General features: G+C 72.1%; 16 protein-coding genes. 6 read left to right on the plus strand and 10 right to left on the minus strand.

The genetic code is table 11. The annotated features are described in order from the left end of the window. Positions 1-144 precede the first annotated feature (144 nt). Positions 145-1,371 (plus strand): acyl-CoA dehydrogenase family protein, encoded by a 1,227-nt coding sequence (locus ACIQZN_RS13645; protein ID WP_164634176.1) that lies wholly within the window; start codon positions 145-147, stop codon positions 1,369-1,371. A 141-nt stretch (positions 1,372-1,512) separates the two neighbouring features. Then, on the plus strand, positions 1,513-1,911 hold the full coding sequence (locus ACIQZN_RS13650; protein WP_403991988.1) for a hypothetical protein: 399 nt from the start codon (positions 1,513-1,515) through the stop codon (positions 1,909-1,911). On the opposite strand, the gene ACIQZN_RS13655 is transcribed toward ACIQZN_RS13650, so the two are convergent. Further along, on the minus strand, positions 1,908-2,396 hold the full coding sequence (locus ACIQZN_RS13655; protein WP_073865260.1) for a glutathione peroxidase: 489 nt from the start codon (positions 2,394-2,396) through the stop codon (positions 1,908-1,910). The two genes, ACIQZN_RS13650 and ACIQZN_RS13655, sit on opposite strands and share 4 nt — an antisense overlap. A 35-nt stretch (positions 2,397-2,431) precedes the next feature. Next, positions 2,432-2,974 carry a GNAT family N-acetyltransferase gene (locus ACIQZN_RS13660; RefSeq protein ID WP_403991991.1) on the minus strand — a complete coding sequence of 181 codons (543 nt, stop codon included), beginning with the start codon at positions 2,972-2,974 and terminating at the stop codon, positions 2,432-2,434. Positions 2,975-3,188: 214 nt separating this feature from the next. Here ACIQZN_RS13660 and ACIQZN_RS13665 point away from each other — a divergent pair, with 214 nt between their 5' ends. After that, positions 3,189-3,623, plus strand: a complete 435-nt coding sequence (locus ACIQZN_RS13665; RefSeq protein WP_403991994.1) for a hypothetical protein — start codon at positions 3,189-3,191, stop codon at positions 3,621-3,623. 7 nt (positions 3,624-3,630) lie between these two features. Here the strand turns inward: ACIQZN_RS13665 and ACIQZN_RS13670 are convergent, their stop codons facing one another. After that, on the minus strand, positions 3,631-5,382 hold the full coding sequence (locus ACIQZN_RS13670) for a cation:proton antiporter (protein ID WP_403991997.1): 1,752 nt from the start codon (positions 5,380-5,382) through the stop codon (positions 3,631-3,633). A gap of 150 nt (positions 5,383-5,532) precedes the next feature. Further along, positions 5,533-6,171 carry a TetR/AcrR family transcriptional regulator gene (locus ACIQZN_RS13675; RefSeq protein ID WP_403992000.1) on the minus strand — a complete coding sequence of 213 codons (639 nt, stop codon included), beginning with the start codon at positions 6,169-6,171 and terminating at the stop codon, positions 5,533-5,535. A gap of 119 nt (positions 6,172-6,290) precedes the next feature. Here ACIQZN_RS13675 and ACIQZN_RS13680 point away from each other — a divergent pair, with 119 nt between their 5' ends. Continuing rightward, positions 6,291-7,301, plus strand: coding sequence for a hypothetical protein (locus ACIQZN_RS13680; protein WP_403992003.1), 1,011 nt, complete (start codon positions 6,291-6,293; stop codon positions 7,299-7,301). 9 nt (positions 7,302-7,310) lie between these two features. Here ACIQZN_RS13680 and ACIQZN_RS13685 read toward each other — a convergent pair whose 3' ends face one another. The 3 genes from ACIQZN_RS13685 to ACIQZN_RS13695 all read right to left on the minus strand — a co-directional run bounded on the left by ACIQZN_RS13685 (position 7,311) and on the right by ACIQZN_RS13695 (position 11,486). Continuing rightward, positions 7,311-8,009: a hypothetical protein gene (locus tag ACIQZN_RS13685; protein ID WP_403992006.1), complete on the minus strand. Its 699-nt coding sequence runs from the start codon at positions 8,007-8,009 to the stop codon at positions 7,311-7,313. 61 nt (positions 8,010-8,070) lie between these two features. Next, positions 8,071-8,955: an acyl-CoA thioesterase gene (locus ACIQZN_RS13690; protein ID WP_403992009.1), complete on the minus strand. Its 885-nt coding sequence runs from the start codon at positions 8,953-8,955 to the stop codon at positions 8,071-8,073. A gap of 17 nt (positions 8,956-8,972) precedes the next feature. After that, a complete protein-coding gene (locus ACIQZN_RS13695; protein WP_403992012.1) occupies positions 8,973-11,486 on the minus strand; it encodes a DEAD/DEAH box helicase in 2,514 nt (837 codons plus the stop codon). A gap of 169 nt (positions 11,487-11,655) precedes the next feature. On the opposite strand from ACIQZN_RS13695, the gene ACIQZN_RS13700 reads away from it, so the two are divergent. Next, positions 11,656-12,447, plus strand: coding sequence for a metal-dependent hydrolase (locus tag ACIQZN_RS13700; protein WP_403992015.1), 792 nt, complete (start codon positions 11,656-11,658; stop codon positions 12,445-12,447). A gap of 37 nt (positions 12,448-12,484) precedes the next feature. Here ACIQZN_RS13700 and ACIQZN_RS13705 read toward each other — a convergent pair whose 3' ends face one another. Beyond that, a complete protein-coding gene (locus tag ACIQZN_RS13705) occupies positions 12,485-14,281 on the minus strand; it encodes an ABC transporter ATP-binding protein (RefSeq protein WP_403992316.1) in 1,797 nt (598 codons plus the stop codon). 11 nt (positions 14,282-14,292) lie between these two features. Next, positions 14,293-16,155 (minus strand): ABC transporter transmembrane domain-containing protein, encoded by a 1,863-nt coding sequence (locus ACIQZN_RS13710; protein WP_403992018.1) that lies wholly within the window; start codon positions 16,153-16,155, stop codon positions 14,293-14,295. A 257-nt stretch (positions 16,156-16,412) separates the two neighbouring features. Here ACIQZN_RS13710 and ACIQZN_RS13715 point away from each other — a divergent pair, with 257 nt between their 5' ends. After that, positions 16,413-17,132, plus strand: coding sequence for a L,D-transpeptidase family protein (locus tag ACIQZN_RS13715; RefSeq protein ID WP_403992319.1), 720 nt, complete (start codon positions 16,413-16,415; stop codon positions 17,130-17,132). Positions 17,133-17,171: 39 nt separating this feature from the next. On the opposite strand, the gene ACIQZN_RS13720 is transcribed toward ACIQZN_RS13715, so the two are convergent. Then, positions 17,172-20,105, minus strand: a complete 2,934-nt coding sequence (locus tag ACIQZN_RS13720) for an FAD-binding and (Fe-S)-binding domain-containing protein (protein ID WP_403992021.1) — start codon at positions 20,103-20,105, stop codon at positions 17,172-17,174. Positions 20,106-20,151 lie beyond the last annotated feature (46 nt).

Raw genomic sequence — 20,151 nt, forward strand, 5'->3', positions numbered from 1 at the left:
TGTCCGTCGTGCCTGCGCAACGTAACACCCTGTCCGGCGGGGTGCGGATGGCGTCTCATGCGGTTGACACAGGCTACTTGCCAGTAACAGACTGTTGTTACCGCAAGTAACGAGGCGTTTCGACGGCAGCACGTGGAGGGGAACATGGCCGAGTTCACGCTTGAGCTCAACGATGACCAGAAGCAGGTCCGTGACTGGCTCCACGGCTTCGCCGCGGACGTGATCCGTCCGGCCGCTTCGGAGTGGGACGAGCGTGAGGAGACGCCCTGGCCCGTCATCCAGGAGGCGGCGAAGGTCGGGATCTACTCCCTCGACTTCTACGCGCAGCAGTTCTTCGATCCTACGGGGCTCGGCATCCCGATGGCCATGGAGGAGCTGTTCTGGGGCGACGCCGGCATCGCCCTGTCGATCGTCGGTACGGGCCTGGCGGCCGTCGGCGTCCTCGCCAACGGCACCGAGGAGCAGATCGGCACCTGGATCCCGCAGATGTACGGGGACGCCGACGACGTGAAGGTCGCGGCCTTCTGCTCCTCCGAGCCCGACGCCGGTTCCGACGTCGCCTCGATGCGCACCCGCGCGGTGTACGACCAGGCCAAGGACGAGTGGGTGCTCAACGGCACCAAGACCTGGGCGACCAACGGCGGCATCGCCAACGTCCACGTGGTCGTCGCGGTGGTCGACCCCGAGCTCGGCTCCAAGGGCCACGCCTCCTTCATCGTGCCGCCGAACACCCCCGGGCTCTCCCAGGGCCAGAAGTTCAAGAAGCACGGCATCCGCGCCTCGCACACCGCCGAGGTCGTCCTGGAGGACGTGCGCGTTCCCGGGCACTGCCTGCTCGGCGGCAAGGAGAAGCTGGACCAGCGCCTCGCCCGCGCCCGCGAGCGCGCCGCCACCGGTGGCGAGCGCGTGAAGAACGCCGCGATGGCCACCTTCGAGGCGTCCCGCCCGGCCGTCGGCGCCATGGCGGTCGGCACCGCCCGGGCCGCGTACGAAGTGGCGCTCGACTACGCGAAGACGCGGACCCAGTTCGGCCGCCCGATCATCGACAACCAGGGCGTCGCCTTCCAGCTCGCCGACATGCGGACGCAGATCGACGCGGCCCGGCTGCTGGTCTGGCGCGCCTCCTGGATGGCCACCACCGGCAAGCCGTTCGAGTCGGCCGAGGGCTCCATGTCCAAGCTGTACGCGAGCGAGACGGCCAAGAAGGTCACCGCCCAGGCCGTCCAGATCCTCGGCGGCAACGGCTTCACACGGGAGTACCCGGTGGAGCGCATGCACCGGGACGCCGCGATCTACACGATCTTCGAGGGCACCAGCGAGATCCAGCGCCTGGTCATCGCCCGCACCCTGTCGGGCATGCCCATCCGCTGACCGCGCGTGCGGCGGCCGCGGCCCCCGTCCCCCGGCACACACCGGGGGGGGGGGGCCGCGGCGCGCTCACGATGGTGTGCACCTGCCATGTACCTGTAGATTCCCCGTGGAGATCGTGACCGGGTGATGGAGGGAGCAGGCATGGCGAGATCCGGAGCGGCACGGATCGCGGTGACCGCGACGGCGGCCTTCGGGCTCGTGGTGACCGTGCAGACGACGGCGCACGCCGAGCCCCGGCCGGTCGACGCGGCCTTCGGCGGCTACGGGGAGTGGAACGCGGACCCGTACGGCACCGCCCCCGGCGACTCGATCCGCGCCTGCGACACCTCGGCCGACGGCTGGAGCATCGAGGTCAAGCTGGACATCGGCCGGGACGGCACCTGGGACCGCACCGCCACCACGCGCGGCCACACCTCGCCGTACTGCACGCCGTGGAAGACCGGCAACATCAAGGAGGGCACCCCCGTCCTCGTCCAGGTGGCGAACGTGGGCGGCGATGCCACTTACCCCAAGGGCTCCGTACTGCTCAGCCGCGCCTAGCCGGGCAGTTGCGCCTCGATCGCCTTCACCAGCTCCGGCGCGTCCGGCTCCGTGCGGGGGCGGATGCGGGCGACCGGCTCACCCGCCGGGGAGATCAGGAACTTCTCGAAGTTCCACTGGACGTCCCCGGCCTCGCCCCCGGCGTCCGCGAGCCGGGTCAGCTCCACGTACAGCGGGTGCCGGTTCGCGCCGTTCACCTCGGTCTTCTCCAGCAGCGGGAAGCTCACCCCGTACGTGGTCGAGCAGAACGTCTCGATCTCCTCGGCGGTCCCCGGCTCCTGGCCGCCGAACTGGTTGCACGGCACACCGAGCACGGTGAGGCCCCGGTCCCCGTACTCCTTCTGGAGCCGCTCCAGGCCCGCGTACTGCGGGGTCAGCCCGCACTTCGATGCCACGTTCACCAGCAGCACCGCCCGGCCGCGGTAGTCGCCCAGCGACGTCGGCTCGCCGGTGAGGGTGCGCAGCGGAATGTCGTACAGCGTCATGGATGTCTCCTCGTCGGTGTCTTCCCGGCCCATTCTCACCCCAGGGGTACGTCGGCGACGCGGCCGACCGACTTGTAGTAGAAGGTCGTCGGCTTCAGAACGCCGTCGGGACCGGCCGCGTAGTCCGGAACGGAACCGCACTCCGTCCACCCCGCCGCGCGGTACAGCCGCTCCGCCGGGCTGCCGCTCTCGGTGTCCAGGACCAGGAGCGTGACGCCGTCGTCGGCCGCCGTGCGCTCGGCCGCGGCCAGCAGCTCACGGCCGAGCCCGCGTCCGCGCGCCGAGGGGCGGACCATCAGCTTGGTCACCTCCGCGCGGTGGCGGGCGTTGGGCAGCGGCGCCCGGACCAGGCCGATCGTGCCCGCGATGCGTTCCCCGTCCCGGGCGATCCACGCCTGCAGCTGTCCTGCCTCCACGGACGCGGCCCGGGCGCGCCACCAGTCGGCGGCGGTGTCGCGGTCCAGCGGGGTGAGGAAGCCGACGGACGAGCCGTTCTCGACGGTCTCCACGAGCAGGGCGGCCAGCTCATCGGCGTAGGTGACCAGCTCGGGGCCGGACACCGGGACGATCTCGGTCATGGGGGTGAGGTCCTTCCGGGGAACTCCGGTCCGCATCCCCGCGCGGACCGGTCGCGACGTGATCCTAAGCGGGTGTCCGCCGGCAGCGGGCGTCCGGTCCGTCAGCCCCTGCCCGCCGTACTGCCGGACACGCCTTCCCGTGACACTCTGGAAACGGAACGTCCGGTTCGGCTCCGGGCCGCGCCGGGCGACCGTGCCAGCAAAGGAGGCCGACATGGCCAACACGGGCAGCGCACCGGCGGCTCCGCACGGCACCGACGGATCACACCATCCCGCCCGCACGGGCTGGACCGCGTTCGCCGCGGTCCTGATGATCTTCGGCGGTGCCATGGCGATCTTCCAGGGCATCGCGGCCATCGCCAAGGACGACGTGTTCGTCGCCACGCGCAACTACGTCTTCCAGTTCAACCTCACGGGCTGGGGCTGGATCCACCTCATCCTCGGAATCGTCATCGTCCTCGCCGGCTGCGCACTGTTCACCGGGGCCTTCTGGGCACGGGCGGTGGGCGTGGTCCTCGCCGGGCTCGGCGCACTGGCCAACTTCGCGTGGCTGCCGCACTATCCGCTGTGGTCCATCGTGCTCATCGCCATCGACATCTTCATCATCTGGGCGCTCTGCGCGGGCCCGGACCAGCGCGCGAAAGCCTGACGGGGCCTCACGGCTCCCGCAGCAGTACGAGCGTGTCGCCCGGAGCCGGCTCCGGGCGACCGCTCTGTGTGGCCGGGACGAGCCGGCCCTCGGGGCGCACCACGAACAGCAGGTACTCCCCGGGCGTCAGCGGCCCGTCCGCCGGCCGCGTCACCACCCGCGCCCCGGCCTCGTACTTCCGGGCGATCTCGGGCCGGGTGAGACCGGGTCCGAACAGGGCGTCGCCACCGGTGTACGGGGCCACCACACCCTGGCTCGCGGAGGGCGGGGCGAGCCGGCCGACCTCCCCCTCGACGCTCTCCCGGAGCGTGACCGACGCCAGCGCGTTGAAGTCGTCCTCGCCGGTGAGCAGCAGCACCGAGGTGATCCCCTCCAGCTCCGCACCGGCCCCCGTGGCCGAGGCGAACAGCTCACCCGGCGCCAGCTCCAGCCCGGCGGCCCTGATCCGCGCCCGCTCCTCGTCCGCGCCCGCCCACATCAGCACGTCGAGCCCCGCCCCGCGCAGGGCGCCCGCCAGGTCCACCGTCCAGGGCGCCCCGCCCACCAGCAGCGGCCGGGACCGGGACGGCCGCAGCACCCCGAGCCGCCGCGCCACCGGGAACGCGGTCAGGCCGTAGAGCGTCACCGTCGCCACGATCACCACGAAGGTGGCGGGCAGGATGCGCTCCGCACCGGCGACGTGGTGCCCGGCCAGCTCGGAGGAGAACGTGGAGGCGGTGGCCGCCGCGACGATGCCCCGGGGCGCCATCCAGCCGATGAACCACCGCTCCCGCGCGGGCACGTCGGTGCCGGCCGCCGCGAGGTGGGCGATGAGCGGCCGGGTCACCAGGACGAGGAGGGCGGTCAGCGCCAGCGAGGGCAGCACCACGTGCCGCAGCGACGCCGGGGTGACCGTCGCCGAGATGGAGACGAAGAGCAGGCCGATGACCAGGGAGACCAGCGTTTCGAAGAACGGGCGGCGCGTGGGCAGATCCAGGCCGGGCAGATTGGCCATGGCCATCCCCATCACGACCGCCGAGATCAGCCCCGTGTCGTCCCGCAGCGCGTCGCAGGCCGCCGCCACCCCGACCACGGCGGCCAGCTGGAGCGAGGTCTCCAGCTCCTCGCTGAGCCGCACCCGCCGCAGCACCAGCCACAGCACTGCCGCACCGGCCGAGCCCGCCCCGACACCCACGCCCGCGCTGGCCATGAAGTGCCCGAGCCCGCTGCCGAACCCCGGCCGGCCGCCCGCCAGGACCCCGTGGAGGACGAGTGCCCCCAGAATGCCGCCGACCGGGTCGATCAGGGCGCCCTCCCAGACGAGGATGCGCCGCAACCGCTCCGTGGGCCGTACGAAGGCGAGCAGCGGCCCCACCACCGTCGGGCCCGATACGACGAGGATCGCCGCGAGCATGACGGCCGCCTGTGTCGACATGTCCAGCACCGGTACGGCGAAGAGCGCGGCGGACACCAGCGTCAGCAGCGCCCCCAGCCACAGCAGCCGGATCACCACCCGCCGGTTGTGTCCCCTGAGCCGCTTCAGGTCCAGGCCGAGCCCGGCGTCGTAAAGGATCACGGCCACCGCCAGCGACACCAGCGGCGAGAACGCCGGTCCGAGCAGCCGCTCGGGATCGACGTCATCGGTGAGCGCCCCCGCGATGAACCCGGCCGGCAGCAGCACGAGCAGCGCCGGCACCCGCAGCCGCCTCGCCAGCAACTGCGAACCGACCGCGAGGACCACGATCAGCCCGAGCCCCACGTACACCTGGTCCGCCGTCATCGACCCGCCTCCTCCGGCGCACCCGGCCGTCGGACACGACCCGCACAGCAGCGCGCGCGACCACCTTCCGCGCCGCCGCCCGGCCCGGCCGCGAGGGCTCGCGCCGGGAGGCGCACCCAGTGGCCGGGATCGCCCGGACGGGCTATCCGCTCACGGCCGGGCGCGCCCCTCGGCGGCGTCGAACGCGGGCGCGAGCGGGGCCAGTGCCGCGCCGAGCAGGGCGGACGGTGAGCCGGCGGCCACGACCAGCCCTCCGGCCCCCGCACCGTCTCCGGCCGGCTGGATCCAGCCTTCGAGCGCGATGCGGATCGCGGCGGCCACGCTCGCCGCCAGGACGCGGGCGGTCGGCGCCGAGGCGTTGTCCAGGCGCGCGGCGATCGCCGCGGTGAGCGGGGGCTCGACGCCGGCGGTGGCGTCGAGGAAGGCCTCGCGCAGCGCGGGCCGGGTGGTGACGAGCAGCAGCGCCTCCCGGCCGTCCGCGCCGGGGTCCGTGTACTGCCCGACCACCGCGTCGGTGACGGCGTCCGCCAGGCGGACGTCCGCCGGCCGGGCCGCGACGGCCGCCGCGACGCGCGCCTCCCGGTCGGCGGTGACGGCCGAGACGATCGCCTGCTCCCGGCTGGCGAAGTAGTTGTTGTAGGTACGCGGCGAGACGCCGGCCGCCTCGGCGATGTCCTCGACCCGCACCCGTTCGGGCCCGTGCTCGATGGCCAGGCGCAGCGCCGCCTCGCGCAGCGCCTCGCGCGTGGCCTGCTTCTTGCGCTCCCGCAGTCCCGGTGGTGTCGTCACGGCGCCAGCGTTCCACAGAGGCTGCGCACACGCAAACTTGCGTGCACGCACTTTTCCTGTCAGTCTCGGCCCGACCCGAACGGATCGACGGAGAGGACGCCACCATGCGGGCCCGAGGAATGACCTACGACACCGGCTTCGTGATGCACGGCCGCACATCCCGCGAGCACTTCGACCTCGCGGTGGTCCGGCGGGAGCTCGCGATCATCCGCGACGACCTGCACTGCAACGCCGTCCAGATCATCGGCGGCGACCCGGACCGGCTGGAACAGGCCGCGGCCGCCGCCGCCGGGCTCGGCCTGGAGGTCTGGTTCTCGCCCTACCCGCTGGAGCTGGAACCGGAGCAGATCCTCACGCTCTTCCGTGACTGCGCCGCACGAGCGGAACGGCTCCGGCGGGAGGGCGCCGCGGTCGTGTTCGTCGCGGGCGTCGAGCTGAGCGTGATGAACCGGGGGTTCCTGCCCGGAGAGAGTCCCGAGGAACGGGTCGGACAGCTGATGAGCCGCCCCGAGCGACGGGCCGAGGCGATCCGCGAACTCGGCGTCCGCTTCAACGATTTCCTCCGCGATGCCGTGGCCGCCGTCCGCGCGCACTACCAGGGCACGCTCACGTACGCGGCCATCCAGTTCGAGCAGGTCGACTGGGCGCCCTTCGACATCGTGACGTACGAGCTGATCCGCTCCGCCGAGATCGCCGACCGGTTCCGCGACGCGATCCGCACCCTCGCCCGGGGCCCGAAGCCGCTCGCCGTCACCGGCTTCGGCACCGCGGCCTACCGCGGCGCGGGGGACCGGGGCGGGCGGGTCCTGGAGGTGGTCGAGCACGACCCGGTGACCAAGGACCCCGTACGGCTGGACGGCGTCTACGAACGCGACGAGGCCGGCCAGGCCGCGTATCTGAGCGAACTCCTGGAGGTCTTCGAGACCGAGGGCGTGGACAGCGCGTTCGTCTTCCTGTTCGCCCTGCCCGGCTACCCGCACCGCCCGGACGGCGACCCCAGGGACGACCTGGACCGGGCGGGACTGGGCATCGTCAAGCTCCTCGAAGGGCGCCGGGGGCGGACCTACCCCGACATGGAATGGGAGCCCAAGGCCGCCTTCGCCGCAGTGGCCCAGCGGTACCGGGGGTGACCGGGGCCGCTACTCCCGCTTGTCGTCCCAGGGCGCGCCCAGCCAGCTGTCGAACGAGGTGATCAGCGCCGTCAGGGCCGCCGCCAGCCGCTGGTCGGTGCCCTGGGCGTGTACGACGACCTCGCCGTCGGACAGGAACTCGAACGGGGTCTCACCCGCCGCCCGCCAGCGGATGCGCCGGGGCCCGCGCGGCACGTCGCCGCCGCCGCTCACCAGGCTGCCCACGCCGATCGCCAGCCACAGCGGGAACAGCAGCCACCACACGTACCACCAGAAGATCCGGCCCTTGAGACCGACGGCCTCCGGGCAGCCGGGCCGGGTGACCGTCCAGCGGGTGCGCAGGCCCTTGCCCGAGCACGCCTTCTCGCGGACGACGGTGCCCAGCACCTCCCCGTGACCACCCAGCACCTGGTACGCCGAAACGCCGTCACCGGCCGCCGAGGTGACGACCGTTGCCAGCCGGGCGCGGCGCTCCGGGTCGGCCCACAGCACGAAGGAGCGGGCGCCGGTCTTCCGGGCGGCGAGGTATGCCGGTATGCCGCCCGGCGGCGGTTCCCGCTCCAGATGCGCCAGCACCCGCGACTCTCCGCCCGGCTCGTCCGTGATCTTGACGACATGGCTGAAGGGCGAGAGGGGAGCGGGCGCCGGCGCGCCCTTGCGCGGCTTCCTCCCCGTCGCGACGGCACTCACATTCAGGACGGTGGCCACGTGCGCGCTCCTCCGTTGCGATGACCGGGAAGTCGAACAGTAGCCCTACCGTCCGAGGGGGTTACGCGGACGGGGCGCCGTCCAGCCGCCGGAACAGGCCCTCCTGCACCACCGACACCAGCAGATTGCCCGCCCGGTCGTAGATCCGGCCGCGCGCAAGACCCCGCCCGCCCGTCGCGACCGGCGACTCCTGGTCGTACAGGAACCACTCGTCCGCCCGGAACGGCCGGTGGAACCACATCGCGTGATCCAGGGACGCCATGTCGAAGCCGCGCGGCCCCCACAGCGGCTCCACCGGGATACGGACCGCGTCCAGCAGCGTCATGTCGCTCGCGTACGTCAACGCGCAGGTGTGCACCAGCGGGTCGTCGCCCAGCGGTCCCACCGCACGCATCCACACCGCGCTGCGCGGGTCCGCGTCCTTGATCTCCTCGCGCGTCCAGCGCAGCCGGTCCACGTACCGGATGTCGAACGGCTGGCGCCGCGCCATCCGTTCCAGCGCCTCCGGCAGACCGCCCAGGTGCTCGCGCACCTCCTCGGCGACCGTCGGCAGCTCCTCCGGATCCGGCACCATCCGGGCCGGCGGCAGCTGGTGTTCGAAGCCCGCCTCCTCCGGGCGGTGGAACGACGCCGTCAGGTTGAAGATCGTCCGGCCCTGCTGGACGGCCGTCACCCGGCGGGTGGTGAACGACCTGCCGTCCCGGACGCGCTCCACGTCGTACACGATCGGCACACCGGGACGGCCCGGCCGCAGGAAGTAGGCGTGCAGCGAGTGCACCGGCCGGTCCCCGTCCGTGGTGCGGCCCGCCGCCACCAGCGCCTGCCCCGCGACCTGGCCGCCGAAGACCCGTTGCAGGGACTCGTCAGGGCTCCGGCCCCGGAAGATGTTGACCTCGATCCGCTCCAGGTCGAGCAGGTCGACCAGGCGCTCGGCGGGGTTCGTCATGCCGTTCTTCTCCACTCTCACAACTGGCCCACGGACGTGACCCGCACGACCGCCCGGCCCTCCTCGTCCGACGCGGCGAGGTCGACCTCCGCGCTGATGCCCCAGTCATGGTCGCCGTTCGGGTCGGCGAACGTCTGGCGGACCCGCCACAGCCCGTGCGCCGTGTCCTCGTCGATCTTCAGCAGCTTCGGGCCGCGCGCGTCCGGACCGGTGCCCAGCTCCTCGTACTCGTCCCAGTACGCGTCCATCGCCTCGCCCCACGCGTCCTCGTCCCAGCCCGCGTCCCCGTCCAGCTCGCCCAGATCGCGGACCCGGTCCAGCGCGGCCAGCTCCACCCGGCGGAACATCGCGTTGCGCACCAGCACCCGGAAAGCGCGGGCGTTCGCCGTGACCGGCTTGACCTCGTCGGCCCGCTCCTGCGCCTGCTCGGCGGTCTCCACCTCCGGGTTGGCCAGCTGCTCCCACTCGTCCAGCAGACTGGAGTCCACCTGACGGACCATCTCGCCCAGCCAGGCGATCAGATCCTCCAGATCCTCCGACTTGAGGTCGTCCGGAATGGTGTGTTCCAGCGCCTTGTAGGCGCTCGCCAGATAGCGCAGCACGATGCCCTCGGTCCGCGCCAGCTCGTAATTCGACGTGAACTCCGTGAACGTCATGGCCCGTTCGTACATGTCCCGGATCACCGACTTCGGCGACACCGGATGGTCGCCCACCCACGGGTGGCTGCGCCGGTAGACGTCGTACGCGTGCCACAGCAGCTCGCTCAGCGGCTTCGGGTACGTCACCTCCTGGAGCAGCTCCATCCGCTCCTCGTACTCGATGCCGTCGGCCTTCATCTGCCCGACCGCCTCACCGCGCGCCTTGTTCTGCTGCGCGGCGAGGATCTGGCGCGGATCGTCCAGCGTCGACTCCACCACCGAGACCATGTCCAGCGCGTACGACGGCGAATCCGGGTCCAGCAGCTCGAACGAGGCCAGCGCGAACGTCGACAGCGGCTGGTTCAGCGCGAAGTCCTGCTGGAGGTCCACGGTGAGCCGCACGATGCGCCCCTCCGCGTCCGGCTCGTCCAGCTGCTCCACCACACCGCCGTCCAGCAGCGACCGGTAGATCGCGATGGCCCGGCGGATGTGCCGCAACTGCGCCCGGCGCGGCTCGTGGTTGTCCTCCAGCAGATGCCGCATCGCCTCGAACGCGTTGCCCGGGCGGGCGATCACGGAAAGGAGCATCGTGTGCGTCACCCGGAAACGCGAGGTCAGCGGCTCCGGATCGGACTGGATCAGCTTGTCGAACGTGGTCTCCGACCAGGCCACGAAGCCCTCGGGGGCCTTCTTGCGGACGACCTTCCGCTTCTTCTTCGGGTCGTCACCCGCCTTCTTAACCGCCTTCTCGTTCTCGATGACGTGCTCGGGCGCCTGGGCGACCACGAAGCCCGCCGTGTCGAAGCCCGCCCGCCCGGCCCGGCCGGCGATCTGGTGGAACTCCCGCGCCCGCAGCGTCCGCACCCGGGTGCCGTCGTACTTGGTGAGCGCGGTGAACAGCACCGTGCGGATCGGTACGTTGACGCCGACGCCCAGCGTGTCCGTACCGCAGATCACCTTCAGCAGACCCGCCTGCGCCAGCTTCTCCACGAGCCTGCGGTACTTGGGGAGCATGCCCGCGTGGTGCACGCCGATCCCGTGGCGCACGTACCGCGAGAGGTTCTGGCCGAACTTGGTGGTGAAGCGGAAGTTGCCGATGAGGTCGGCGATCTTCTCCTTCTCCTCCTTGGTGCACATGTTGATGCTCATCAGCGACTGCGCCCGCTCCACCGCGGCCGCCTGCGTGAAGTGCACGATGTAGACCGGCGACTGCCGCGTGTCCAGGAGCTCCGTGAGCGTCTCGGTGATCGGCGTCAGCCGGTACTCGTAGCTCAGCGGTACGGGACGGGTCGCCGAGCGGACCACGGAGGTCGGGCGGCCGGTGCGCCGCGTCAGGTCCTCCTCGAACATCCGGACGTCGCCGAGCGTCGCCGACATCAGGACGAACTGCGCCTGCGGAAGCTCCAGGATCGGGATCTGCCAGGCCCAGCCGCGGTCCTGCTCCGCGTAGAAGTGGAACTCGTCCATCACGACCTGGCCGATGTCCGCGTACTTCCCGTCACGCAGCGCGATGGAGGCCAGCACCTCGGCGGTGCAGCAGATCACCGGGGCGTCGGCGTTGACCGAGGCGTCCCCGGTGAGCATGCCGACGTTCTCCGTACCGAACAGCTTGCACAGGTCGAAGAACTTCTCCGACACCAGCGCCTTGATCGGCGCGGTGTAGAAGGTGACCTTGTCCTGGGCCAGCGCCGTGAAGTGCGCACCCGCCGCGACCAGGCTCTTCCCGGACCCCGTCGGCGTGGAGAGGATCACGTTGGCCCCGGACACCACCTCGATCAGCGCCTCCTCCTGAGCGGGGTAGAGGGTGATCCCCTGCGTCTCGGTCCAGGACGAGAAAGCCTCGAAGAGAGCGTCGGGATCGTCGGTCGGGGGCAGCTGATCGATAAGGGTCACGCCCCCATCTTGCCTGTCTTCCACCCCGATGAGGGAACCGGACGACGGCCCGAAGATCACGGACGATACGCTTCCCTCTCAACTCGGCCGCACCGCAACGGCGCTGGCCGGATCACGCGCCCGGGCACCACCCGGGGCACACGGCGACACCTACGGGGGCTCGGCAGTCATGATGGGACCGGCACACTCTCTGTCAGGGGCGGCGGCCTGGCTGGGGGTGGGTGCCGCGGCGGCGGCCACCGGCCACACCATGCCGTGGCCCGTCCTCGTCGTCGGCGCGCTGATCACCGCGGGTGCCGCGCTCGCCCCCGACCTCGACCACAAGTCGGCGACCATCTCGCGCGCCTTCGGGCCCCTCTCGCGCGGAGTCTGCGAGATCGTCGACAAGCTCTCGCACGCCGTCTACAAGGCCACCAAACTGCGGGGCGACTCCAACCGCAACGGCGGCCACCGCACCCTCACCCACACCTGGGTCTGGGCCGTCCTGATCGGGGCGGGCGCGTCCGCCGTCGCGTACACCGGCGGGCGCTGGGGGGTCCTCGCGATCCTCTTCGTCCACCTGGTCCTCGCCGTCGAGGGGCTGCTCTGGCGGGCGGCCCGGGTCTCCAGCGACGTCCTGGTGTGGCTGCTCGGCGCGACCAGCGCCTGGATCCTCGCCGGCATCCTCGACAAGCCGGGCAACGGCGCCGACTGGCTCTTCACCGACCCCGGCCAGGAATACCTGTGGCTCGGACTGCCGATCGTGCTCGGCGCCCTCGTCCACGACATCGGCGACGCGCTGACCGTCTCCGGCTGCCCGATCCTGTGGCCGATCCCGCTGGGCCGCAAGCGCTGGTACCCGATCGGCCCGCCGAAGGTCATGCGCTTCAAGGCCGGCAGCTGGGTGGAGATCAAGGTGCTGATGCCGGTCTTCATGATCCTCGGCGGTGTGGGCGCCGCGGCCGCGATGAACGTCATCTGAGCCACCCGGGGGCCGGCGCACCGGCCCCCGGGATCCGTCAGCCGTGCCAGGAGCGCCAGAGCGCGGCATACGCCCCGTCCGCCGCCACCAGCTCGTCATGGCTGCCCAGCTCCGTGATCCGGCCCTGCTCGACCACGGCGATCACGTCCGCGTCGTGCGCGGTGTGCAGCCGGTGCGCGATCGCCACCACCGTGCGGCCCTCCAGCACCCGGGCGAGCGAGCGCTCCAGGTTGCGGGCCGCCCGGGGGTCGAGCAGCGAGGTCGCCTCGTCCAGGACCAGGGTGTGCGGATCGGCCAGCACCAGCCGGGCGAGCGCGATCTGCTGGGCCTGCGCCGGGGTGATCACCAGGCCCCCCGAACCGATCTCCGCGTCGAGCCCCTGATCCAGGGCCCGCGCCCAGCCGTCCGCGTCGACCGCGGCGAGCGAAGCCCACAGCTCCGCGTCCTCCGCGTCCGTACGGGCCAGCCGCAGGTTGTCCCGCAGCGAGCCGACGAACACATGGTGCTCCTGGTTGACCAGCGCCACGTGCGACCGCACCCGCTCCGTCACCATCCGCGAAAGCCGCGCACCGCCGAGCGTGATCTCGCCGTCCCGGGGCTCGTAGATCCCCGCGAGCAGCCGGCCCAGCGTCGACTTGCCCGCACCCGAAGGGCCGACCAGCGCCAGCCGCGTACCCGGCGCGACGTCCAGCGACACCCGGTGCAGCACGTCCACCCCGTCCACGTACCCGAAGCGCACCTCGTCGGCGCGTACGTCCCGGCCGTCCGGGGACACCGAGGCGTCGCCCGCCTCCGGCTCGATCTCCCGGACGCCCACCAGCCGCGCCAGCGACACCTGGGCCACCTGCAACTCGTCGTACCAGCGCAGGATCAGACCGATCGGGTCCACCATCATCTGGGCGAGCAGCGCACCCGTGGTGAGCTGGCCGACGGTCATCCACCCCTCGATGACGAACCAGCCGCCCAGCAGCAGGACCGCGCCCAGAATCGTCGCGTACGTGATGTTGACGACCGGGAACAGCACGGTCCGCAGGAACAATGTGTACCGTTCCCACGCCGTCCACTGCTGGACGCGCAGGTCCGACAGCGCGACCCGGCGCGCCCCCAGCCGGTGCGCCTCCACGGTCCGCCCCGCGTCCACGGTCTCCGCCAGCGCCGCGGCGACCGCCGCGTAACCGGCGGCCTCCGAGCGGTACGCGGCCGGACCCCGGCGGAAGTACCAGCGGCAGCCGATGAGCAGCACCGGCAGCGCCACGACCACCGCCAGGGCCAGCGGGGGAGCGGTGACGGTGAGGGCGGCGACCAGCAGGCCCACCCACACCACGCCGATCGTCAGCTGCGGGACGGCCTCGCGCATGGCGTTGGCCAGCCGGTCGATGTCCGTGGTGATCCGGGACAGCAGATCACCGGTACCGGCCCGTTCCAGCACGCCCGGAGGCAGCCGCACCGAGCGGACGAGGAAGTCCTCGCGGAGGTCGGCGAGCATCTCCTCGCCCAGCATGGCGCTGCGCAGCCGCATCAACCGGGTCGCCACCGTCTGCACCACGAGCGCGCACGCGAACACGATGGCGGTGCGCTCCAGATGCAGGTCCTCGGCCCCGTCGGACAGGTCCTCCACAAGCCCGCCGAGCAGGTACGGGCCCACGATGGACGCGATCACCGCGAACGTGTTGAGCAGCGTCACCACGACGAACGGCTTGCGGTGGCGCCGCATCAGCTCCAGGACGTAGGCCCGTACGGTCGCGGGCCGGCCGACCGGCAGGGTGGTGGCCGTCTCGGGGGCCGCCGGGTCGAAAGCGGGGGGTACATGGGCCGGTGGGGCGACGCCGGTCATTGCCTGGCCTTTCATGCCCGTTCCTCGATTTCCTGGTGTGCTTCCTGGTGTGCTTCTTCGCGTACTTCCTGATGGGCTTCCTGGTGTGCGGCCGCTTCGTCGTCGGTGTCGCGGGTGACGACCCTGCGGTAGCGATCCTCGGTGCGCAGCAGCTCGCGGTGCGTGCCGACCGCCACGACCGTGCCGTCGTGCACCAGCGCCACCCGGTCGGCCAGGTCGAGCAGCAGGGGCGACGAGGAGAACACGACGGTCGTACGGTCCTCACGCAGCGCCTTGACGCCCGCCGCGACCCGGGCCTCGGTGTGCGAGTCGACCGCCGAGGTGGGCTCGTCCAGGACGAGCGTGTCCGGGTCGGTGAGCAGCGACCGGGCCAGGGCGAGCCGCTGGCGCTGGCCGCCGGACAGGGACCGGCCGCGTTCGGTGATCCGGGTGTCCAGCGGCTCGCAGTCCCGATCGGGGGACGCCTGCGCCAGCGCGGCCAGCACGTCGTCGCACTGCGCGGCGGACAGGGCGGCCGCGGCCTCCACCTGCCCGGACGACGGCACGTCCAGCAGTTCGCGCAGGGTGCCCGAGAGCAGCACGGGGTCCTTGTCCTGGACGAGCACGGCGGTCCGTGCCGCGCCCGGTTCCAGTTCGTCCAGCGGCACGCCGCCCAGCAACACGGAGGGCGGCTCGGGGGCGTCGGAGTCCGGGGCCTCGGAGGCGTCGGATTCCGGGGCCTCGGGCTGGGCGTGTCCGCCGAGCCGTTCCGCCAGCCGGCCCGCCTCGTCCGGGTCGCCGCAGACGACGGCGGTGAAGCGGCCCTGCGGGGCCAGCAGCCCGGTGACCGGGTCGTACAGGTCGCCGGACGGGATGGTGTCGACGGTGGCCGGGCGGGTGTTCCGGCTCAGCGACAGCACGCGGACGGCGCGCTGCGCGGAGGGGCGGGAGAAGGAGTACGCCATCGCGATCTCCTCGAAGCTCCGCAGCGGGAACAGGGCCAGGGTCACCGCGCTGTACACCGTCACCAACTGGCCCACCTCGATCCTGCCGTCCCGGGCCAGCGAGGCCCCGTGGACGACCAGGGCGAGCAGCAGGACGCCGGGCAGCAACACCTGGACCGCCGAGATCAGCGACCACATCCGGGCGCTGTGCACCGCGGCCTTGCGGACCTCCTGCGAGGCGCGCCGGTAGCGGTCCAGGAACAGCTCCTCGCCGCCGATGCCGCGCAGGACGCGCAGCCCGGCCACGGTGTCCGAGGCGAGCTCGGTGGCCCGGCCGCCCTTCTCGCGCTGCACGTCCGCCCGCCGGGTGGCGCGCGGCAGCAACGGCAGGACGGACAGGGCGAGGAACGGCATGGCGATCGCCACGAGAACGCCCAGCGACGGGAGGTAGAGGACGAGCCCCACGCTGATGACGACGAGGATCGTGGCGGCGGCCAGGAAGCGCGAGAGCGCCTCGACGAACCACCCGATCTTCTCGACGTCGCCGGTTGATACGGCGACCACTTCGCCGGCCGCGACCCTGCGCGTCAGCAGCGAGCCCAGCTCGGCGGTCTTGCGGGCCAGCAGCTGCTGGATCCGGGCGGCGGCGGTGATCCAGTTGGTGACGGCGGCCCGGTGGAGCATCGCGTCGCCCACCGCGGTCAGCACGCCCAGCAGCGCGGTCAGCCCACAGGCCAGCGCGAGCCTGCTGCCGGACCGGTCCACGACCGCCTGGACGGCCAGCCCCACCGCCAGTGGGTATCCCGCGATCGAACAGTGGTGCACCAGCCCCCAGAACAAGGACTTGAGCTGCCCGCGGATCTGATTGCGGCCCAGCCACAGCAGGAAGCGGGGGCCTGAACGGACATCGGGATCACCGGGGTCCGAGAACGGAAGATCGCGAATGCGCATGACATCCCAAAGGATCGGAAGAGGCAGGGCCGCGAGGCGCCGCTAAAGCGCGTCGGGGCAGCACTGAGTCGCCCACGGAGTACGCGGGCGGGGGGACCGGACCGCGCAAGCCTTGCCGGTCACGGGGATCGCGGCAAACGGTTTTATGCGGCGCGGGTAAAGATTCGGCACGCTTTCCCCGGGGCCGCCCGGGGTGGACAACGGCGTACATCGCCAGGTGCGAGCATGGACGGATGCGTATAGCCGGTGCGGTTCGGATGGTGGCCTCGGCGGCCGCCTGTGGTGTCCTGCTCACGACCCTGACGTCCTGCGGTGACGGACAGGACACGAAGAAGGGCGCCGCCGCCGAGCGGTCGGCCGCCGCGAAGGGCAGCACGAAGGCCCCCGTCAAGGACCTGAAGCGCATCCCCGATGTGGGCGACCGGCTCCAGTCGAAGATCCCCGCCGACTCCCGCCAGGTCGTCGCCGTCTACGGCGAGGGCAAGGACTCGGCGGACTCCACCGTCGTGCTCTACACCAAGTCCGGCTCCACCTGGGACAAGGCCGCCTCCTGGAAGGGCCACAACGGCAAGAAGGGCTGGACGCCCGACCACCACGAGAACGACAACCGCAGCCCCGTGGGCGTCTACACCCTCAGCGACGCGGCCGGTGTCCTGCCCGACCCGGGCGCCCGCCTCCCGTACACACAGACCGCCTCGATCCAGGCCCCGCACTACTGGGCCAAGTCGCACTGGCACGACTTCGACTACGTCATCGCCATCGACTACAACCGGGTCAAGGGCACCCCGCCCAACGACCCGACGCGCCCGCAGGGCCAGACCAAGGGCGGCAGCATCTGGCTGCACATGGACCACGGCAGCGGCACCTCGGCCTGCGTGAGCGTTCCCAAGGAGGCCATGGAGAAGCTGCTGCGCACCCTCGACCCGAAGCAGCACCCGGTCGTCGTCATGGGCGACCGCGCCGGCCTCCGCGCCTGACCCGCGCCGCTCGGGCGGGTCAGGCGGGGGCCGGGCGGCTCAGGCGGGGCCGGGGCGGGTCGCCCACTCCAGCTCCATCAGGGCGGAGTGGTACGAGCGGCCCGTCGCCCGGTCCATGCCGATCTCGCACATCCGGTTGGCCGAGAGGTACGCGTCGTACTCCCGGGACCGCACCTCGGCGGCCTCCTTGGCGGTCGCGGACGCCGTCAGCTCCTCGTGCAGCATCCCGCGGTCGCCCGCGAAACCGCAGCACGCGGCGTCGTCGGGCATCACGGCCTCGTCCGCGCAGGCATCGGCGACCGCGCGCAGCCGGTCGACGTCGTCCAGATGCTCCATGGAACAGGTCGGGTGCAGCACGGCCGAACGGGACCTGCGCACCACCGTCAGCTCCGGAAGCAACTCGTCCGCCGCCCAGACCAGGGAGTCGACCACGGTCAGCTCGCGGTGCAGCGCCCGGTTGTCCTCGGTGAGATACGGGACCACCTCATGGGCGATCCCCAGCGTGCACGAGGAGGCGTCGACCACCAGCGGCAGCTTCCCGCCGGCCGTCCAGCCCCAGGCCGCTTCCACGATCCGGTTGGCCATCACGGCGTTGCCGGAGTCGTAGCCCTTGGAGTGCCAGATGGTGGCGCAGCAGGTGCCGTTGACGTCGTCCGGGATCCAGACGGGCTTTCCCGCCCGGGCCGACACGGCCACCACGGCCTGCGGCAGCGAAGGGCCGCGATGGCTGTCCGGGCTGCCGAAGATGCGGTTGACGCAGGCCGGGTAGTACACCGCGCTCGCCCCCGTCCTGGAGGTGCGCGGCAGCTTGCGGGGCGCGGCGCCGGGGATCTCCGGCAGCCACTCGGGGACCAGATCGGGGCGCACGGCGCGGCGGGCGAGCCGGGTGACCCCTTGCAGCAGGCGGTCGTCGATCCGGCTCGCCGCGGCGACCGCGAGCCGTGCGGCCGTCTCCGCCGTACGGAAGTGCTTGGCGGCGAGCGCGGCGATCCGCTCCTCGCGCGGGGAGTGCCGCTGGTGGCGGAAGTTCTTCATCATGGCGCCCGTGTCGATGCCGACGGGGCAGGCCAGCTTGCAGGTGGAGTCACCGGCGCAGGTGTCCACGGCGTCGTAGCCGTAGGCGTCGACCAGGCCCGTCTCGACGGGTGAACCATCGGGCTGGCGCATCATCTCGCGGCGCAGCACGATCCGCTGACGCGGTGAGGTCGTCAGGTCGTGGCTGGGGCAGGTCGGTTCGCAGAAGCCGCACTCGATGCAGGGGTCGGCGATCGCCTCGACCTTCGGGATGGTCTTCAGCCCGCGCAGATGGGCCTTCGGGTCGCGGTCGAGGACGATCCGCGGCGCCAGGACCCCGTCGGGGTCGATGACCTGCTTCGTACGCCACATCAGTTCGGTGGCCTTCGGGCCCCATTCCAGTTCGAGGAAGGGGGCGATGTTGCGGCCCGTCGCGTGCTCCGCCTTGAGCGATCCGTCGAACCGCTCGACCGTCAGCTTGCAGAAGTCCGCCATGAAGGCGGCGTACCGGTCGACGTCGGACGGCCGCGCCGCGTCGAACGCCAGCAGGAAGTGCAGGTTGCCGTGGGCGGCGTGACCGGCGACGGCGGCGTCGAAGCCGTGCTCGGCCTGGAGCGCGAGCAGCGCCTCGCAGGCGTCGGCCAGCCGGGACGGCGGGACCGCGAAGTCCTCGGTGATCAGCGTCGTCCCCGAGGGGCGGGAGCCGCCGACCGCGGTGACGAACGCCTTGCGGGCCTTCCAGTACCCCGAGATGATGCGGGCTTCCCGGGTGAACTCGTTGGTCACCGAGGTGACGGGCCGGACCAGCTCCAGCCGCCGCACCACCTCGGCCGCAGCCTGCTCGTACGCCTCCTGGCCCGCCTCGTCCGGGGCCCGGAACTCCACCAGCAGCGCGGCGGTCTCCTTCGGCAGCCCGGCCCAGTCGGCGGGGACACCCTGCACGCTCACGGAGGCGCGCAGGGTGTTGCCGTCCATCAGCTCGACGGCGATGGCCCCCGCCTCGTTGAACAGCGGGACGGCGGCGGCCGCCGCGGTCAGCGAGGGGAAGAAGAGCAGCGCCGTGGAGATCCGGCGGTCCAGCGGCAGGGTGTCGAAGACGACCTCGGAGATGAAGCCGAACGTCCCCTCGGAGCCGACCATGAGGCCGCGCAGGATCTCGACCGGGGTCGAGCCGTCGAGGAACGCGTCCAGCCGGTAGCCGTTGGTGTTCTTGATCTCGTACTTGGCGCGGATGCGGGCGGTGAGCGCCGCGTCCGCCTCGATCTCCGCCTTCAGCGCCAGCAGCCCTTCGCACAGCTGCGGCTCGGCCCGGGCCAGATCCTCGTCGGCCGCCGGGTCGGCGGTGTCCACGACGGTGCCGCTCGGCAGCACGAAGGTGAGCGAGGAGACGGTCCGGTACGAATTGCGGGTGGTGCCCGCGGTCATGCCCGAGGCGTTGTTGGCGACGACTCCGCCGATCGTGCACGCGATGGCGCTGGCCGGGTCCGGGCCCAGCAGCCTGCCGTGCCGGGCGAGGGCCGCGTTGGCCCGTACGACCGTCGTCCCCGGGCGGATACGGGCGCGGGCGCCGTCGTCCAGGACCTCGATGCCCGCCCAGTTCCGCCGGACGTCGACGAGGATGTCCTCGCCCTGGGCCTGGCCGTTGAGGCTGGTGCCGGCGGCGCGGAAGACCACGTCGCGGCCCTTGCCGTGCGCGTACGACAGGATCGCGGAGATGTCGTCCAGGTCCTCGGGGACGACGACCACCTGGGGCACGAAGCGGTACGGGCTGGCGTCCGAGGCGTACTTCACCAGGTCGGAAACCTTCCAGAGCACCTTGTCCGCGCCGAGCAGGGCGGTGAGCTCGGAGCGCAGCGTCTCCGGTGTGCCCTTCGCCTGCGCGTCGGGGACGCGGTCGTGGGAGGGCGGGCGCACCGCCGCGGGGCGCAGCGTGTCCGGGTCGGGCTCCAGCAGCGGCATGGTGGTTCTCCTCGGCGGGCTTGTCGGTCAGACGGCTCGGCGCCGC

Source organism: Streptomyces sp. NPDC097595 (assembly GCF_044761525.1).
In the GTDB taxonomy this organism is placed as follows: domain Bacteria; phylum Actinomycetota; class Actinomycetes; order Streptomycetales; family Streptomycetaceae; genus Streptomyces; species Streptomyces drozdowiczii_A.

What these genes read in the sequence shown, in the direction of transcription:
- ACIQZN_RS13700 (WP_403992015.1), top strand. Translation starts at nt 11,656, where the DNA reads ATGATGGGACCGGCACACTCTCTGTCAGGGGCGGCGGCCTGGCTGGGG.
- ACIQZN_RS13680 (WP_403992003.1), top strand. Translation starts at nt 6,291, where the DNA reads ATGACCTACGACACCGGCTTCGTGATGCACGGCCGCACATCCCGCGAG.
- ACIQZN_RS13645 (WP_164634176.1), top strand. Translation starts at nt 145, where the DNA reads ATGGCCGAGTTCACGCTTGAGCTCAACGATGACCAGAAGCAGGTCCGT.
- ACIQZN_RS13660 (WP_403991991.1), bottom strand. Translation starts at nt 2,974, where the DNA reads ATGACCGAGATCGTCCCGGTGTCCGGCCCCGAGCTGGTCACCTACGCC.
- ACIQZN_RS13720 (WP_403992021.1), bottom strand. Translation starts at nt 20,105, where the DNA reads ATGCCGCTGCTGGAGCCCGACCCGGACACGCTGCGCCCCGCGGCGGTG.
- ACIQZN_RS13670 (WP_403991997.1), bottom strand. Translation starts at nt 5,382, where the DNA reads ATGACGGCGGACCAGGTGTACGTGGGGCTCGGGCTGATCGTGGTCCTC.
- ACIQZN_RS13715 (WP_403992319.1), top strand. Translation starts at nt 16,413, where the DNA reads ATGGTGGCCTCGGCGGCCGCCTGTGGTGTCCTGCTCACGACCCTGACG.
- ACIQZN_RS13705 (WP_403992316.1), bottom strand. Translation starts at nt 14,281, where the DNA reads ATGACCGGCGTCGCCCCACCGGCCCATGTACCCCCCGCTTTCGACCCG.
- ACIQZN_RS13665 (WP_403991994.1), top strand. Translation starts at nt 3,189, where the DNA reads ATGGCCAACACGGGCAGCGCACCGGCGGCTCCGCACGGCACCGACGGA.
- ACIQZN_RS13710 (WP_403992018.1), bottom strand. Translation starts at nt 16,155, where the DNA reads ATGCGCATTCGCGATCTTCCGTTCTCGGACCCCGGTGATCCCGATGTC.
- ACIQZN_RS13650 (WP_403991988.1), top strand. Translation starts at nt 1,513, where the DNA reads ATGGCGAGATCCGGAGCGGCACGGATCGCGGTGACCGCGACGGCGGCC.
- ACIQZN_RS13655 (WP_073865260.1), bottom strand. Translation starts at nt 2,396, where the DNA reads ATGACGCTGTACGACATTCCGCTGCGCACCCTCACCGGCGAGCCGACG.
- ACIQZN_RS13690 (WP_403992009.1), bottom strand. Translation starts at nt 8,955, where the DNA reads ATGACGAACCCCGCCGAGCGCCTGGTCGACCTGCTCGACCTGGAGCGG.